The 16,330-nt window shown below is 68.3% G+C and carries 12 protein-coding genes; 9 read left to right on the top strand and 3 right to left on the bottom strand.

Annotated features, from left to right (window positions below):
• Positions 1-6: 6 nt before the first annotated feature.
• The 4 genes from ACETK8_RS15535 to ACETK8_RS15520 are packed head-to-tail and all read left to right on the top strand — an operon-like array spanning position 7 to position 3,627.
• On the top strand, positions 7-888 hold the full coding sequence (locus tag ACETK8_RS15535) for a DUF459 domain-containing protein (RefSeq protein WP_374036733.1): 882 nt from the start codon (positions 7-9) through the stop codon (positions 886-888).
• On the top strand, positions 885-1,688 hold the full coding sequence (locus ACETK8_RS15530; protein ID WP_374036732.1) for a GDSL-type esterase/lipase family protein: 804 nt from the start codon (positions 885-887) through the stop codon (positions 1,686-1,688). Before ACETK8_RS15535 ends, ACETK8_RS15530 begins: the two co-directional genes overlap by 4 nt.
• Entirely contained in the window at positions 1,689-3,092 is a 1,404-nt protein-coding gene (locus ACETK8_RS15525) for an MBOAT family O-acyltransferase (protein WP_374036731.1), read from the top strand. It abuts the gene before it with no gap.
• A gap of 7 nt (positions 3,093-3,099) precedes the next feature.
• On the top strand, positions 3,100-3,627 hold the full coding sequence (locus tag ACETK8_RS15520) for a hypothetical protein (protein WP_374036730.1): 528 nt from the start codon (positions 3,100-3,102) through the stop codon (positions 3,625-3,627).
• Here ACETK8_RS15520 and ACETK8_RS15515 read toward each other — a convergent pair.
• Both ACETK8_RS15515 and ACETK8_RS15510 read right to left on the bottom strand, forming a co-directional pair.
• Positions 3,624-5,168, bottom strand: a complete 1,545-nt coding sequence (locus ACETK8_RS15515) for a DUF1501 domain-containing protein (protein WP_374036729.1) — start codon at positions 5,166-5,168, stop codon at positions 3,624-3,626. The two genes, ACETK8_RS15520 and ACETK8_RS15515, sit on opposite strands and share 4 nt — an antisense overlap.
• Positions 5,165-6,805 carry a DUF1800 domain-containing protein gene (locus tag ACETK8_RS15510; RefSeq protein WP_374036728.1) on the bottom strand — a complete coding sequence of 547 codons (1,641 nt, stop codon included), beginning with the start codon at positions 6,803-6,805 and terminating at the stop codon, positions 5,165-5,167. Before ACETK8_RS15510 ends, ACETK8_RS15515 begins: the two co-directional genes overlap by 4 nt.
• Positions 6,806-7,087: 282 nt before the next feature.
• Here ACETK8_RS15510 and ACETK8_RS15505 point away from each other — a divergent pair, with 282 nt between their 5' ends.
• The 4 genes from ACETK8_RS15505 to ACETK8_RS15490 all read left to right on the top strand — a co-directional run bounded on the left by ACETK8_RS15505 (position 7,088) and on the right by ACETK8_RS15490 (position 12,243).
• Complete coding sequence (locus ACETK8_RS15505) at positions 7,088-10,363, top strand: amidohydrolase family protein (RefSeq protein ID WP_374036727.1); 3,276 nt, start codon at positions 7,088-7,090, stop codon at positions 10,361-10,363.
• 114 nt (positions 10,364-10,477) lie between these two features.
• Complete coding sequence (locus ACETK8_RS15500; protein ID WP_374036726.1) at positions 10,478-11,239, top strand: alpha/beta fold hydrolase; 762 nt, start codon at positions 10,478-10,480, stop codon at positions 11,237-11,239.
• Positions 11,240-11,311: 72 nt separating this feature from the next.
• Complete coding sequence (locus ACETK8_RS15495; protein WP_374036725.1) at positions 11,312-11,539, top strand: DUF6894 family protein; 228 nt, start codon at positions 11,312-11,314, stop codon at positions 11,537-11,539.
• A gap of 2 nt (positions 11,540-11,541) precedes the next feature.
• The gene (locus ACETK8_RS15490; protein ID WP_374036724.1) at positions 11,542-12,243 is read left to right on the top strand and encodes a Crp/Fnr family transcriptional regulator; all 702 of its coding nucleotides are present in this window, start codon (positions 11,542-11,544) and stop codon (positions 12,241-12,243) included.
• 9 nt (positions 12,244-12,252) lie between these two features.
• On the opposite strand, the gene ACETK8_RS15485 is transcribed toward ACETK8_RS15490, so the two are convergent.
• Positions 12,253-13,101 (bottom strand): SDR family NAD(P)-dependent oxidoreductase, encoded by an 849-nt coding sequence (locus ACETK8_RS15485; protein WP_374036723.1) that lies wholly within the window; start codon positions 13,099-13,101, stop codon positions 12,253-12,255.
• Positions 13,102-13,432: 331 nt separating this feature from the next.
• On the opposite strand from ACETK8_RS15485, the gene mprF reads away from it, so the two are divergent.
• A complete protein-coding gene (mprF, locus tag ACETK8_RS15480) occupies positions 13,433-16,012 on the top strand; it encodes a bifunctional lysylphosphatidylglycerol flippase/synthetase MprF (RefSeq protein WP_374036722.1) in 2,580 nt (859 codons plus the stop codon).
• Positions 16,013-16,330: the final 318 nt, after the last annotated feature.

Raw genomic sequence — 16,330 nt, 5'->3', positions numbered from 1 at the left:
GGGCGTTTGCGCGCGGGCATCAATGCAATAACGGCGGCCCTGGTCGTCGGGGTCGTGATCGGGCTGGCGCTGACGCCGGACGGTCGCGGCTGGTTGGCCAAGCCGACCCTGATGCTGGGTGGAGCGGCCAGCGCCTCGGCGAGCCCGGAGCCGGCGGCGCCGGCGTCTCTGCCGGTCGTGGCGGCCGCACCCGTCGCGCCGGTTCTGACGCCGCTGGCCGAGCGGGCCGCGCGGGGACAACTGAGGATCGGCGTGTTCGGGGACTCCATGGCCGACGGCCTGTGGACGGGTCTGTATCGCGACATGCGCGGCCAGCCGGGCGTGACGGTGATCAAGTTCAGCGAGGTCTCCACGGGCCTGAGCCGCTACGACTACGTCGATATCCAGGCCAAGACCGCGCGCCAGATCGCCGAGGAGCCGGTCGATGTGGCGGTGATCCTGTTCGGCACCAATGACGCGCAAGGGATCAGCCTGGACGGCGAGATCCACGACTTCGGCACCGAGGGCTGGAAGGCCGCCTATGCGAAGCGGGTCGATGACCTGGTGACAATGCTGCGGGGCCGGAACATCGCGGTTTACTGGGTTGGCCTCCCTGCGATGAAGCGAGCCAGCTTCGACGCCAAGATGACCCTGATCAACGAGGTGGTGTCGGCGCGGATGCAGGCGCTGGGCGTGCCCTATATCGAGACCGAGAGCATCACCCGGAACGCCGACGGCGAATACGACGCCTATCTGCCCGAGACGGGAACGGGCCGGGAGCGGCTGATGCGGGCCAATGACGGGATCCACATGTCGATGGCCGGCTATCTGCGGATCACCGAGCCGGTGGCGGCGCGACTGAAGCGGGATGCGGGCCTGACCGGTCCGGTCGCAGAACCGGCGGCGTGATCCGGGCGGTCGCCCTCGTTTTCGGACTTGCGCTGGCGGGATCGGCCGCGGCGCAAGAACGCCCCTATGTCGCCCTGCCGTCGCCGGTCAGCGCGACCTGTCCGGGCGGCCTGTGCCAGCCGGAGGCCCTGGCGGAGTTCTTCGCCGCCCTGAACCAGAGGCGGCCAATCGGGATCGTCCAGTTCGGCGACAGCCATACTGCGGCGGGCGACATCGGCCGATCCTTCCTGTGGCGGATGCAGAGCCGGTTCGAGACGACGCCGCTCAGGATGTCGACGCACGGCGTGGTCGGGGCGACGCTGAACGGACTGGTCGCGCGGGAGCCTCTGTTCGACGCGGGCGAAGAGGGGCCGGATCTGGTCATCATCGCCTATGGCACCAACGAGGGGTTCGACGAGCTTCTCGACCCGCGCGCCTACGAACGCTCGCTCCGCCAGCAGATCGTCCGCATCCGCCAAGAGACGCCGGCGAGTTCCATCCTGATCCTGGGCGCGCCGGAGGCCATGCGCGGCGACGGCGGCGGGCGGTGCGCCGGCGACCTGGATCAGCGCTGGAAGGCGCCGGACATGCTGGGCGTGGTGCGGGATGTGCAGCACAGGGTGGCGGCGCAGGAAGGCGTCGCGTTCTGGGACTGGAAGGGTCGTATGGGGGGAGACTGTTCGGCCTTCGCCCTGACGCAAGGGGACGCGCCCCTGATGCGCGGCGACCATGTGCATTTCACCTTCGCGGGCGGGGACTGGATCGGGTCCCTGCTGGCCGCCGACATCATCGCCGCCTACGACCGGCGGGGAGGGCGCTAGGTGCTGTTCCCGACGCTGGCGTTCGGCGTGTTCTTCCTGTTCGTCTATTTCACGGCCTGGTCGCTGGACCGCGAGAATGGACGGCGCAAGCTGTTCCTCTTGCTGGCCAGCTGGTTCTTCTACGCCCAGTGGGACTGGCGGTTCGTCGCGCTTCTGATCGCATCGGCGGTGCTGAACTGGGGCGTGGCGGTGCTGATCGACCGCTCGGACGCGCAGCGACGGCGAAAGTGGCTGGTGGGCCTGGGCGTCGCGGCCAACCTGCTGATCCTCGGCTTCTTCAAATACTACGGCTTCTTCGTCGAACAGGCTGGGGATCTGCTGAGCCGGTTCGGGTGGGAGCGGGACCTGCCGTTGCTGGAGATCGTGCTGCCCGTCGGCATCTCCTTCTTCACCTTCCAGGGCATCAGCTACGTGGTGGACGTCCATCGCGGGAAGACGCCGGTGGCGAAGTCCCTGCTCGACGTCATGCTGTTGATGAGCTTCTTCCCGCATCTGGTGGCGGGACCGATCGTGCGGGCGTCGGACCTGTTGCCCCAGTTCGAGCGGGCGCCGCGCCTGACGCGGGAGATGGCGACGCATGGTCTTCTGCTGATCTGTTGGGGTCTGTTCAAGAAGACGGTGATCGCGTCGGAGCTGTCGGTCAGGCTGGTCGATCCGGTCTTCTTCGATCCGTCGGCCTACGGGACCTGGGACCTGATGGCGGCGGTCTATGGATACGCGGTCCAGATCTATTGCGACTTCTCGGCCTATTCGGACATGGCCATCGGGATCGCGGCCCTGCTCGGCTATTCCTTCCCGCGGAACTTCGACCAGCCGTATCGCGCCAGTTCGATGCAGGACTTCTGGCGGCGCTGGCACATCAGCCTGTCGAGCTGGCTGAGGGACTATCTCTATGTGCCGCTGGGGGGCGGTCGGAAGGGTCTGGTCCGGTCGTGCCTGAACGTCTTCATCACCATGCTGCTGGGCGGGCTGTGGCACGGGGCGGCCTGGACCTTCGTGGCCTGGGGCGCGCTGCATGGCGGGGTTCAGGTGGTCGAGCGGCTGGGGCGTTCGGTGATCGGGGACCGGAAGGGGCCGCCGGCCTGGCTGGGCGTTCTGGTCACCTTCCACATCGTCTGCCTGGGCTGGATCCTGTTCCGGGCCGAGACCTTCCCGATGGCGATGCAGGTGCTGAGCGGTCTGGGGCGGCTGGAGCCGGCGACCCTGGTGACGCCCTTCCTGGCGGTGTTGATCGCGGGTGGGCTGGCCATGCACTGGCTGCCGCCGCGCGCGGTCGAGGGGATCGCGACCTGGATGAAGCCGGCGCCGTCCCTGACGATGGGGCTGCTCATCGGCGTGGCCATCCTGCTGGTCGAGGCGGTGCGGCCGGACGGCGTGGCCCCCTTCATCTATTTCCAGTTCTGAGGGCGAGATGAGCGACCGTCCCGACGATCCCGAAATCCCCCTGGCGCCCTTCCCGACGGCGGCGCCCGCCAACCCCTTCCCGCCGTTGGGGGGAGAGCCGGCCGAGCCCTACCTGGAAGACCCGGAGGCGGACCCGAACGCGCCGGTCGCCGGGGCGGACTGGATCGAGACGGCGGACGCCCACGACCTGCCGACCGCGCCGGAGCCGGTGAACCCGCTCCTGGCTCTGGGCCGGTTCGCCTTCCCGCCGGGAGAACCGCCGGACGAGGAGGGGGTGGCCGCGCGCGACCGCCGCTGGACCAGCCGGGTCATCGTCATCGCGACGGTCTTCCTGCTGATCTTCAACGCCGTCTCGATCCAGAACTGGTCGCGGCAGCAGGCGCCGGGCTGGGTGACGACAACGGTGCGGAGGCTGGCCGACGTCTGGTCCGAACAGATCGCCCAACTGGGCGCGGACCAGCCGAGGCAGGCCGTGCGCGACGGCTACGAGGCCGCGCGTGACGCCGACTGGCCGGGCGAGGCGCCTCGGCCCTAGAGGAAGTTCAGGCCTCGATTGACCATGTTCTTCAGGTTCGGGAAGATCAGGTCGAGGTTGGTTTCCGACACCCCCATCCAGCGGCCCAGGGTGGCGCCGTACTGGTCCACCGAAGTGGTCGGGATGAAGTAGGACGAGGTCATGTCCGGGTTCTTGAAGCCCGTCTGGTCCATGCCGATGGTCGGGAACTGGCCGTAGATGTCGCCGCCCTTGACCGCCCCGCCCATCACCAGATGGTGGCCGCCCCAGGCGTGGTCGGTTCCGTCTCCGTTGGTGTTGAAGGTGCGCGAGAAGTCCGAGGCGGTGAAGGTGGTCACGGCCTCGCGCATGTTGACCCCGCCGATGTTGCCCAGGGCCTCGTCGAAATAGGACAGGGCGTTGGCGACCTTGGAAAGGTTGTTCGGCTGGGCCGTGTTCTGGACGTCGTGCGAGTCCCAGCCGCCCAGGCTGACGAAGAAGACCTGGCGCTTGATGCCCAGGGCCGGGGCGGCGGCGATCATGCGGGCGACGGTCTGGAGCTGGACCGCCAGGGAGTTGGTCTCGGTCGCCCCGGTGATCGGGTTGCGATAGGCGGGGGCGGCCAGGACGCCGGTCACCCCTGCAGAGGCGAAGGTCGAGTTCAATGTGCCCGAGGCGCCGATCGAGCGGCCGGTTGTGGTGGCGTAGTCGGCGGCGAACAGGCTGGCGGCCGAGGTGTCGCGCACCACGTCCCGAACGCGGCCCGGCGCGACGGTGGAGCCGAACAGGCTGGTCCCCGCCTGGCCGTTGATGACGACGGCAGGCTGGGCGCCGGTCGACATCTGGTACTGGACGACGTTCTCGCCCGACAGGAAGACGGCGTTGCCGGCGGCCGAGACGGCGGTGAACAGGGCGTTCGTGCCGTTCATGCCGTTCAGGAGGTCGCCGAAGGCGCCGCCCCAGCCGCGACGCGCGCCCTCGACGCGGCCTGCCTGCCATGTCGACTGCTGGTCGTTGTGGGAGAAGAGGTTGGTCGGCAAGGCGACGTTCTTCGCCTCGTACTGGGCGCGGGTGACCGGGCGGATCAGGGTGCCGACATTGGCGACCACGGCCAGGCGACCGGCGTCGAACAGGGTCTTGGCCGGCCCCATGAAGGGATGCAGGCCGAAGGTCCGGGTTCCGCCGCCCGTGGGGGCGGTCTGGATCGTCCGGGGCGCGATGGGAAGGACCCCGCCCCAGGCCTCGGGCCGGGCGGCGGCGGACACGCGGCCGGTCAGGCTGTTGGTCGCGCCGATGGCGGTCGGGGCCATGCCGACGGGCATCAGGGCGATGGGATCGGCGCCGGTGTTGCGGGTCGCGAAATAGCGGCTCCACGAATCCTGGTCGGTCGCCAGGACCATGTTGTTGGCGTCGTTGCCGCCGAACAGGAAGACGCAGACCAGGGCCTTGTAGTCCGGGGCGCTCTGGCCGACGGCGGCGCCGGCGGCGGCGAGCTGGGCGGCGAAGGGAGCCGCGGCGCCCAGCATGGACAGGACGCCGCCGATCCGCAGCAGCTGGCGGCGGGTGTGGGTTCCGTGGCTCATCGCTGCACCAGATATTCGGGCGAGACCATCGTCATGTAGACGGCCAGTTTCGCGCGGTTGAGTTTGGCCGTGGCGATGGTCGTCGCATTGCTGGCCGTGGGGGCGGGGATGGCCACGCTGTTGACGCTCTCGACGATGCGGGAGCGCAGGGTGGGGCTCATCTGGCCCGAGAGGAGCATCAGGTTCATCCGATCCACCAGTTCGTTGGCGTCGTCGGCCATCTCGATTTCCCGGACATAGGCCGAGCGGACGTCGGACCCCGAGCCGATGCCCGTGCCGATCGCCGTCTGCATGGTGTTGGCGTAGCCGGCGACCGTGACTTCATCGACGATCTGGAACTCGGGGACCGTCAGGTTCTGGTCGCCCGCGCGGGTGTTCGGCGGGACGTAGCCGGGGCGGTAGAAGTTGAAGACCGAGGGCGAGCTGAGCGGCGACTGTCCGAGCGAGGTGTTCGCGCTGGTCGAGGTGATAAGATAGTTGCCGCTGATCGAGGTCGCGCCGAAGGCCCGCATCCAGTTCGACAGGCGGATCACCGGCTCGCGCAGCTTGCCGTAGCCGGGGGTGGCGGCCAGGGCGGGGCTGCGCGCCTCCGGGTCCAGCACGATCGCCCTGACGACGGCCTTGAGGTCGCCGCGCACGCCCGAGCCGTTGTTGGCGAAGACCGCCGCGCACCGTCCGACATAGGCGGGCGTGGGGTTGGAGGTGATCAGCCGCTGGATCAGACGCTGGCACATGAAGGGCGGCACGTTCGGATGGTTGAAGATCGCATCCAGGGCGGTCTTCAGGTCGTCGTTGCTCGCGGCGCCCGCCGGGATGGTCGTGCCCAGGAAGGTCTTGCCGCTGACCGAATGATAGTTCGCATAGAAGATCATCGGGCGGACGTAGGCGTCCGGGTCCCGCGAGCCGCCGAAGAAGGTGCTGTTGGTCGGGTTCGGGTGATACCAGCTGTAGCCGGTGAAGACCTTGGCCAGGTTGGAGACGTCGTCGGCGGTGTAGGTGGGGATGGCGGCGCCCGAGCCGTCGCGCTTGAGCGTGCCGTCGCTGTTCAGCTCATAGGTGCCGATCGACATGAGCTGGAGGACTTCGCGGGCGAAATTCTCGTCCGGCTTGCGGCCCGAGGCGGCGTCTTCCTTCTGGTTCGCCATATGGGTCAGGTAGCGCCCCATCTGGGGGTGCAGGGCGACCTGTTGCAGCAGGGTCCGGTAGTTGCCGAAGGCGTTGTCGCCCAGCATGTCGTAGTAGGAGGCCGCGCCGCGGGCGTCGATGACACTGTCCACCAAGGAGATGACGAAGATCTCCGACAGGGCCAGCTTCATCCGCTCGCGCAGCTGGGCCTGGCTGGTCGCGGAATAGAGCCAGTAGCTTTCGTAGAACTGGTTGGCGCTGAGGCTCGCCGACGCATTGGTCAGTTTCATCTGCGCCAGACGGTTGTCCATATAGGCGAGATGGGACGGGGACTGGGCGTTCAACTGACCGTTGAGATAGGTCTCATAGCCCTGGGCCATGACCGTCTTGATGTCGTTGTCGGTCGGACCGAACGTGACCTGTGTCAGGAACCGGGCCGCCGTCGCTGCGTCCTCCGGCCTTTCGGCGAGCGGCGTCGTGCTCTCCCGACCGTCGCTGAAGACGGAGAGCACTTCTCCGTTCCCGCAGGAGGCCACGCCGGCAAGCAGAACTACAGACAGGGTCAACCGCAGAACGTGGTTCAATAACGATTTACGCAAGGGTGGTCCCCCGACCAGCTTCACTATACTTCCGGCGAAGCGACGAATGCTGGTCGATCTACACGAACAAGGTGAATCGTTCCTCTAGGTGGTTTTCACGACTTCGTGCGTAGCTTTGCGATTGTAACGCCCTCTCGCCAAAGCCTGGCCGTATCCCTACACAGGTCGGGACAAGGTCTTTGGGGGAGTCGTCGAATGCTGATGCGTGCCGTGCTGAGCGCCGTGGTGGCGTTGTCCGTGGCCAATACGGGGTGGGCCCAGACCGCCGCGCCTGCGGTGGCGCCTGCGGCCGCGGAGCCCGAGACGCCGAAGTGGGATGTGCAGAACCCGCCGGGGCCGGCGCACGACGCCGCCATCGATGTCACCGAGGGCACCTGGATGGCGCTGGACGTCAGCCCGGACGGACGGGAGATCGTCTTCGACCTTCTGGGCGACATCTATGTCATGCCGATCGGGGGCGGGGAGGCGCGGGCCATCGCGTCGGGCGTCGCCTGGGACATGCAGCCGAAATATTCGCCGGACGGGACGCAGATCGCCTTCACCTCCGACCGCGACGGTGGAGACAACATCTGGGTGATGAACCGCGACGGCTCGAACCCGACGCAGGTGTCGGACGAGAGCTTCCGCCTGTTGAACTCGCCCGACTGGTCGCCGGACGGGCAGTTCATCGTGGCGCGCAAGCATTTCACCGGCACGCGCTCGCTGGGGGCCGGCGAGATGTGGATGTATCACCGCACCGGCGGCGGCGGGGTGCAACTGACCACGCGTCGGACGCAGCAAAAGGACTCGGGCGAGCCCGCCTTCTCGCCGGACGGTCGCTATCTGTATTTCTCGGACGACAACACGCCGGGTGAGGTCTTCGAATATTCCAAGGACGTGAACGGCGAGATCTACGTCATCCAGCGGTTGGACCGCGAGACGGGCGAGGTCGAGGAGTTCCTGGGCGGGCCGGGCGGTTCGATCCGCCCGACGCCGTCGCCGGACGGCAAGTCCTTGGCCTTCATTCGCCGCGTTCGCTACCAGTCGACCCTCTATGTCATGGACATCGAGAGTGGACGCGAGACGGCCATCTATTCGGGTCTGGACCGCGACCTGCAGGAGACCTGGGCGGTCCACGGCGTCTATCCGGCCATGAGCTGGACGCCCGACAACCGGTCGATCGTCTTCTGGGCCGGGGGCAAGATCCATCGCATCGACGTCGCCTCGCGCGAGGTGACCGAGATCCCGTTCCACGTCGCCGACACGCGCCGCATTCAGGAGGCCGTCCGCTTCCCGGTCGAGGTCGCGCCGGAGACGTTCGACGTGAAGATGGTGCGCTGGGCGCGCACGTCGCCGGACGGATCGCGGGTGGTCTATGAGGCCCTGGGCAATCTCTGGATCAAGGACCTGCCCAACGGGACGCCGCGTCGCCTGACGCGCCAGTCGGATCACTTCGAGCTCTACCCGAACTGGTCCCGTGACGGCCGGTCGATCGTCTACACGACCTGGGACGATCAGGAACTGGGCACGGTCCGCGTGATCCCGGCCAGCGGCGGCGAGGGTCGCGTCGTGACGACCAACCCCGGCCACTACATCGAACCGACCTTCTCGCCGGACGGGCGCACCATCGTCTTCCGCAAGGTGGCGGACGGCTTCCTGACCTCGGGCCTGTGGAGCCGCGAGCCGGGCATCTATCGCGTGCCGACCTCGGGCGGCGCGGCGACGTTCGTGACGGACGGCGGGCGCGAGCCCCAGTTCGGCGCCGCCAACGACCGCATCTATTTCACCGGCCGGTCGGACGGGAAGGCGGCGCTGAAGTCGGTCGATCTGGCCGGTCATGACGAGCGAGTTCACCTGACCTCGGAGTGGGCTGCGGACTTCGTCCTGTCGCCGGACGAGCACTGGGTGGCCTGGACCGAGCGCTTCAACGCCTTCGTCTCGCCGTTCACGCGGACGGGACGGCCAGTTGCCCTGTCTGCGGACGGCAAGGCCCTGCCGCAGACCCGGTTCACGCGCGACGCCGGCGACTGGGTTCACTGGTCGGGGGACAGCAGCCGCCTGAGCTGGTCCCTGGGGCCGCAACTGTTCAGCCGCGAACTGAACCAGGGCTTCGCCTTCGTCGAGGGCGCCCCGGCCGAACTGCCGAAACCGCCGGAGACCGGCATCAATCTCGGCTTCCAGCAGGCCGCCGACCGTCCCGAAGGGCGTCTGGCCCTGACCGGCGCGCGGATCGTCACCATGAACGGCGATACCGTCATCGAGGACGGCGTCATCGTCACCAACGGCAACCGCATCGAGGCCGTGGGTCCGCGCAGCGAGGTCTCGGTTCCGGCTGGGGCGACGGTGGTGGACGTGACCGGCAAGACCATCATCCCCGGTATCATCGACGCCCACTGGCACGGCTCCATGGGGTCGGACGAGATCATCCCGCAGCAGAGCTGGGTGAACTATGCGGCGCTCGCCTTCGGGGTCACCACGATCCACGATCCGTCGAACGATACGTCAGAAATCTTCGCCCACTCCGAACTGGCCCGCGCCGGTCGGGTGGTCGGGCCGCGCATCTTCTCGACGGGCACGATCCTGTACGGCGCCAACACCCCGTTCACCGCGGTGATCAACAACCTGGACGACGCCCTGTCGACGCTGCGGCGGATGCAGGCGGTCGGGGCGTGGAGCGTCAAGAGCTACAACCAGCCGCGCCGCGAACAGCGCCAGCAGATCATCGAGGCCGCGCGTCAGTTGGGCATGAACGTCGTTCCGGAGGGCGGCTCGCTCTACGAACACAACATGACGATGATCGTGGATGGTCACACGACGATCGAGCATTCGATCCCGCTGGCCCGCCTGTACGATGACGTCCACGACCTGTGGCGTCAGTCGGATGTCGCCTACAACCCGACCCTGGTCGTGGCCTATGGCGGCGCCTTCGGCGAGAACTACTGGTACCAGGAGAGCGAGGTTTGGAACCATCCGATCCTCAGCCAGTATGTGCCGCGTCGCGTTTTGGACGCCCGCGCTCGCCGTCCGACGACCCAGCCGGCCAATGAGTGGAACCACATCCAGATAGCGGCCCAGGCCAAGGCCCTGTCGGACCTCGGCGTCGTCGTCGAGATCGGCGCGCACGGCCAGCGCGAAGGTCTGGGCGCCCACTGGGAGATGTGGATGCTGCAGCAGGGCGGGATGACGCCGATGCAGGCCCTGCGCGCCGGAACGCTGAACGGCGCCCTGGCCCTGGGTCTGGATCGCGATGTTGGTTCGCTTCAGGTCGGCAAGCTGGCCGATCTGGTGGTGCTGGACGCCAACCCGCTGGAGAACATCAGGAACACCACCTCGATCCGCTACACCCTGGCCAACGGCCGCCTCTACGACACCCACATGAACGAGGTCGGCCTGCGTGAGCGGGCGCGGGCACCGTTCTGGTTCGAGAGCGAGGGCGATCAGGGCTTCTCGGTCGGGTCCACCCATACGGAGAGCCACGGTCACGGGCACTGACGGCGCGCGACGTTCGGCGAGTCATGTAATGTGACGCGCAAGCTTCGCCTTTTGGGAGTAGATTGGTCAGACCGCTTGTCGCTGGGGCAGGTGGTCTGCTCCCAGAGGTGATCCATGCTCCGCCTGCTCGCCCGCCTGACCGCGCCGGTCCTCGCCGCCGCGACCCTGTCGATGGCCGTCCCCGTTGCGGCCGCTGAAAGGCCGACCGTCGTCCTGGTCCACGGCGCCTGGGCCGACGGATCGAACTGGGAGACGGTGATCCCCTATCTGCACCGCGCGGGCCTGAAGGTCGTGGCCGTGCAGAACCCGATGTCGAGCCTGGAGGCCGACGTCGCCAATGTGAACCGGGTGGTGAACGATCAGGGCGGCGACGTCCTCTTGGTCGGTCACTCCTATGGCGGGGTGGTGATCTCCGAGGCCGGCAACAATGAGCATGTGAAGGGGCTGGTCTATGTGGCCGCCTTCGCGCCGGGATCGAACCAGTCGGTGAACTCCATCCTGTCGGGCTTCCCGCCGCCGGTCTGGTTCCCGATGCTGCACGCGGACGCCGCCGGCTGGGTGACCTGGCCGGCCGAGGCCATGGCGACCTATTTCTCGGCCGGTCTGCCGGCGGAGTTGCAGGCCGTGCTGGCCTCGACCCAACACCCCACCTTCCATGGGGTGAACGATGCCGCCATCGGCGCGACCCCGGCCTGGACCAACCATCCGACGACCTATGTTGTGGCGACGGAAGACCAGATCATACCCGCGCCCCTGCAACAGCATTTCGCCGGGGCGATGAACGCCACCGTCGTGCCGGTCGAAGGCGGCCATCTGGTCATGCTGGCCCAGCCGGAAGCGGTGGCCAACGCCATCATCGCGGCGGCCGGAGGCTAGGACGGAAACAAGCGGAACCGTTGGCGGCGGTCGGGCCTTATTCCGGTCCACGCCGCCGATGGAGACGTCCGCATGCCTCGCTATTTCTTCCGCCTCAAGAACGGCGAGACGCTGATGGACGAGGACGGGGAGGATCTGGTCGATCACGACGCGGCCTGCGCGGCGGCGATCGATGTCTTCGCCGAGACCCTGCCGGATCGGCGGGCCCTGCTGGCGAACGGCGGCGACTATGAGGTGCTGGTCACCGACGCCGACGACGGTCCGGTCTACAGCATCACGGCACAGGGACGGAGGTTCTGACCATGGCGACTGAACCGACCCCCGAGGACAATCACCTGTGGGCCGCCATGGCGCCCGAGGACAAGGCGGTGCTGCGCCCCTTCCTGATCCGGCGACACCTGCCTCAGGGCGACGTGGTGACCCGCGCGGGGCACGACGTAGAGACCGTCTATCTGCCGACCACGGCGGACGTGGCCAATGTGGTTCGCTTCACCGACGGGCGGTCGGGCATGGCGACCAATGTCGGGCGCGAGGGGGTGACCGGTCTGGCGGCCTTCCTGGCCAACGAACCCTGCGGATGGGACGTCGAGGTTCAGGTCGCGGGGGACGCCTGGTCCCTGCCGGCGAACAGGCTCCGGGCCCGGACCGAGGCCAGCCCCGCCCTGCTGCAACTGCTGATGACCCTGACCCACAACAACCAGGTCGAGGCGGCGCAGAACGCGGTCTGCAACTCCGTCCACACGGTGACGCCGCGACTGGCGCGCTGGCTGCTGACGATCCAGGACCGCACGGGCCGCGACGAGTTCCACCTGACTCAGGACGATCTGGCCACGACCATGAGCGTGCGCCGGACGACCGTGAACGCCTCCTGGCAGGAGCTGGGTCGGGCAGGGGGCATCCGTGCGCGGCGCGGGGTGGTGAAGATCGTCAGCCGCGAGGTGCTCGAGCGCGCATCGTGCGAATGCTACGGCGCTCTGCGGCGGCGGACGGCCCCGGTCGTCTAGGCGCCCCGTCTATCGGTCGGCGATGAAGGCCTCGAAGGCCGCCGCATAGTCGGGGTGCCAGCGCGACAGGGCGGGGCGGTTCTCGATCACGTCGCCGATCGCCCAGGCGATGCGCTTCTGATCGAGGGCGCGATCCACGTCGTTGTCGGGGCACAGGATGTAGAAGTCGTCGGCCGCCAGCCGCTCGATCATGAAGTCCGCCGTCTGATCCGCCGTCCAGGCGCCGGCGGGCTTGTCGGTGCGGTCGCCGGCGGCGAGGGGCGTCCAGACGAAGCCGGGGATCAGGAGGTGGGCCGTGATCGCCGCGCCTTCGGTGTTCCGAAGCTGATGAGCCAGGGCCTCGGTGTAGGTCTTCACGCCGGATTTGGAGACGTTGTAGGCCGGGTTGCCGGGCGGGGTGGTGATGCCCTGTTTCGAGCCGGTGTTGACGATCAGTCCGGGGCGGCCGCGCTCCACCATGCGCGGTGCGAAGACCTGGGACCCGTCGATGACGCCCCACAGGTTGACGGCCAGCAGCTTTCGCCAGTCCGCCTCCGGACCGAAGGCGTCGGTCGGGATCTGGATGGCGGCGTTGTTCATCAGGACGTCGGTCCCGCCGAAGCGCCGGGCGACCTCGGCCTCCAGAGCGACGAGGGAGGCGCGGTCCGAGACGTCGGTCTCGATGCCGACGATCTCGGCGCCCGATGCGGCGTCGGCGCGGATGATCTCGACGGCCCCGGCCAGCCGGTCGGCGCCGACGTCCGCGATGCAGACGGTCAGCCCCAGGGCCGCGAACCGACGCGCGACGGACAGACCGATGCCGGACGCTCCGCCCGTGATGACGGCGACCGAGCCGGGAACGAGAACGGGATGGGTCATGGACGGCTCCTTCCGATCGGAGCCCCATTCGATGGCCGACCGGGCGCGCCGAGGCAAGCCGGTCGCGGGTCGGGCCGAAAAGCGGCGAAGCGCGCCACGCGACCGTCACACACTTGCGCTAGTGCAAGGATACGCGCTTTGGCGCTCGCCCTTCCTGGGCGTTTCCTCCCTATCGACTTTCCAGGGCCTCGCGATGCGGGGCCTTTTTTTTCTTGGTCTTGTTCCCGAGAGACGTCGGACGAACCGCGGGGACCTCCGGCATCGCCTGAGCTCTTGCGTCCCGACGTCGGCTCGTTCCACCTTCCACCCCTGAGCTTGGAGGGCGACGGGCATGACGCAGGAGACGGCTGAAGCCGCGAACGAGGTCGCGCCGAAGGCCTGGACGCGCTGGGTCGCGCCGGTGGTCGGGGTGGCGATGTTCGTCGCCGCCGTCCTGGTCATCGGCGAGGAGTTGCGACACATCCGGTGGGCCGATGTGGCCGCCGCCCTGGGCTCGGCCAGCCCGTGGGCCATGGGCGCCGCCTTCGTGGGGCTGGCCGTCAGCCTCGCCGCCGCCTCCGCCTTCGACGCCCTGTCGGCGCGCGCCATCGGCCGTCCGGTGTCCTGGCGGGACAGCGCCGTCACCTCGGCCGCCGCCTTCGCCCTAGCCAACGCCGGACCGCCGGGACTGGCCCTGGCCGGGGGGCTTCGCTTCCGTCGCTATGCGGCCTTCGGCCTGTCGGGCGCGGACACCGCCTGGCTGAGCGCCCTGTCCACGGCGGCAGCCCTGAGCGGGGGCGTGGTCCTTATCAGCCTGGGCGCCGCCGGGGCCCTGCAGGCGGTCGTCGCCCAGGCCCACATGCCGCACTGGGTCGGACTGGTCCTCGGGTTCGCCGGACTGAAGGGGCTGATCAGCCTGATCGCCGCCCCGCGCATCGGGTGGCTGGCCCGCGTCCTGCCGCCCCGCGCCGAGCGGGCGGCCATGATCGCGGTCAGCGGCGTGGAGTGGATGGGCGCGGGCTTCATCCTCTACGCCTTCCTGCCGGACGCCAGCGTTCAGGGCTTCCTGCACTATCTGCCGGTGTTCGGCCTGGCGGGTCTGCTCGGCGCGGTCAGCGGACTGCCGGGCGGGGTCGGCGCCTTCGACGCCATCATGATCGCCGTCCTCGGCCCCCGCTACGGCGCGGCCGAAGTGACCGCCGCCCTGCTGCTGTATCGCGGGGTCTATATCGTCATTCCCCTGTTGGCGGCCGGCGCGATCAGCGCCCTTCTGTCGGTCGAGGTCGGCGGTGCGAACTCCCTCGCCGCCAAGGGACTTCGGCTGGGCGGAGGGATCTGGCGCGAGGCGGCGCCGTCCCTGTTCGCCCTGGTCGCCTTCCTGTCCGGGGCCATGACCCTGTTGTCCGCCGCCACGCCCGAGAGCGCCCAGCGGCTCCGCTGGCTGTCGGAACTGGCGCCGCTCGGGCTGATCGAGGCCTCTCACTTCTTGTCGAGCCTGACGGGGGTGGTCCTGCTGTTCCTGGCCTTCGGGCTCCGGGATCGGTCGCGGCCGGCCTGGAGAGCGACCCTCGTTCTGCTCGTCGTCACGGCGGCGGCCTGTCTGCTGAAGGGGCTCGGCGCGCCCGAGGCGGTGTTTCTCGCCGTCGCCACGGCGCTTCTGGCGGCGAACGGCCGCGCCTTCGACCGGGGCGAGCCCCTGTCCCGCGCCGCCATTTCCCCGGCCGGCCTGGCGGCCGTGGCCGGGGTGCTGATCGCGGCGGCGGCCGTGGGTCTCTTCGCCTACAAGGACGTCGCCTATCAGGACGACCTGTGGTGGACCTTCGTCCTGCACGGCGACGCGCCGCGCTTCCTCCGGGCCGGGGTGGGCGCCGTGGTCGTGGCCCTGCTGATCCTGGGCTGGCGTCTGTCCCGCCCGCGCCCGCCCAGGGTCACGGCGCCGACGGCGGCGGATATGGCGCGAGCCGGAGAGATCCTGGCCGTGGCGGAGGACGCCTCGCCGAATGCGGAACTGGTCTTCCTCGGCGACAAGTCCATCCTGTTCACCGACGACGGCTCCAGCTTCGTCGCTTACGGCGTTCGGGGGCGGAACTGCATCGCCATGGGCGAGCCGGTCGGACCGCGCGCGGCGCGGCGCGAGGCGGTCTGGGCCTTCCGCGAGTTCTGCGACCGAAACGGAGCGACCCCGGTCTTCTACGCCGTGCGGCGCGAGAGCCTGTCGGATTTCATCGACTGCGGCCTGGCCGCGACCAAGGTCGGGGAGACGGCCAGGGTCGACCTCGAGAGCTTCAATCTGGAAGGCAAGGTGAGGGCGCCCCTGCGCCACGCGATCAACCGGGGTCGGCGGGACGGCGCCGTGTTCGAGGTCGTTCCGGCCGAAGGATTCGACGCCATCGCCCCGACCCTTCGCGCTCTGTCCGACGAATGGCTGGCCATTCATCAGGGCGTCGAGAAGGGATTCAGCCTGGGCCGGTTCGACGAGGCCTATCTGCGTCGCTTCCCCACCGCCGTCCTGAAGGTCGAGGATCGGATCGTCGCCTTCGCCAACCTGTGGCGGACGCCGGACGGGCGGGTGCTGTCCATCGACCTGATGCGCTATGGCGCCGAGGCGCCGCGCAACAGCATGGACATCCTGTTCATCGAGCTGATCGCCTGGGGCCAAGCCAACGGCTTCTCCACATTCGATCTGGGCATGGCGCCCCTGTCCGGACTGGAATCGCATCGCCTGTCCCCGTTGGTCGGCCGGGTCGGCGGCTTCGTCTACAACGAGGGCGGCGGTCTCTACGGCTTCGAGGGCCTGCGGGCCTTCAAGGAGAAGTTCAGCCCCCGCTGGGAAGGCGTCTACATCGCCGCGCCGTCGGGCTGGATGCTGGGACCGGCCCTGGCGGACGCGGCCCTCCTGTCCAGCGGCGGCATTCTGGGAGCGCTGCGTTAGGCCGGCTGATGCCTGGACAAGAATAAAAGGGACGATGGTGGGTGATGTGAGGTTCGAACCTTCGATCCTCTGGTTAAGAGCTGAATCCGGAATTTTTTAGAAGGTGATCGCCAAGTTTAATTTGAAATTCGACATGCTTAAGTGCTTCAAAAGAACTCGGAGAATCTGGAAAATTATGACTGCACTGCCCTAGTCGTGCAAATGGTCATCTTCGGGTTTCCTTTGCTTGCGGGATTTCGAAATGTCGGGTTCGGGCTTCAGGAGGCGTTTCTGACGTCAGACCACAACGCGTCTCCGAAGCGGCGACGTAGATAATGC

Origin of the sequence: Brevundimonas staleyi (assembly GCF_041893865.1) — a bacterium.
GTDB classification, from domain to species: Bacteria; Pseudomonadota; Alphaproteobacteria; order Caulobacterales; family Caulobacteraceae; genus Brevundimonas; species Brevundimonas staleyi.
The sequence above is the reverse complement of the archived record's forward strand: the minus strand, read 5'-3'. Positions and strand labels throughout refer to the sequence as shown.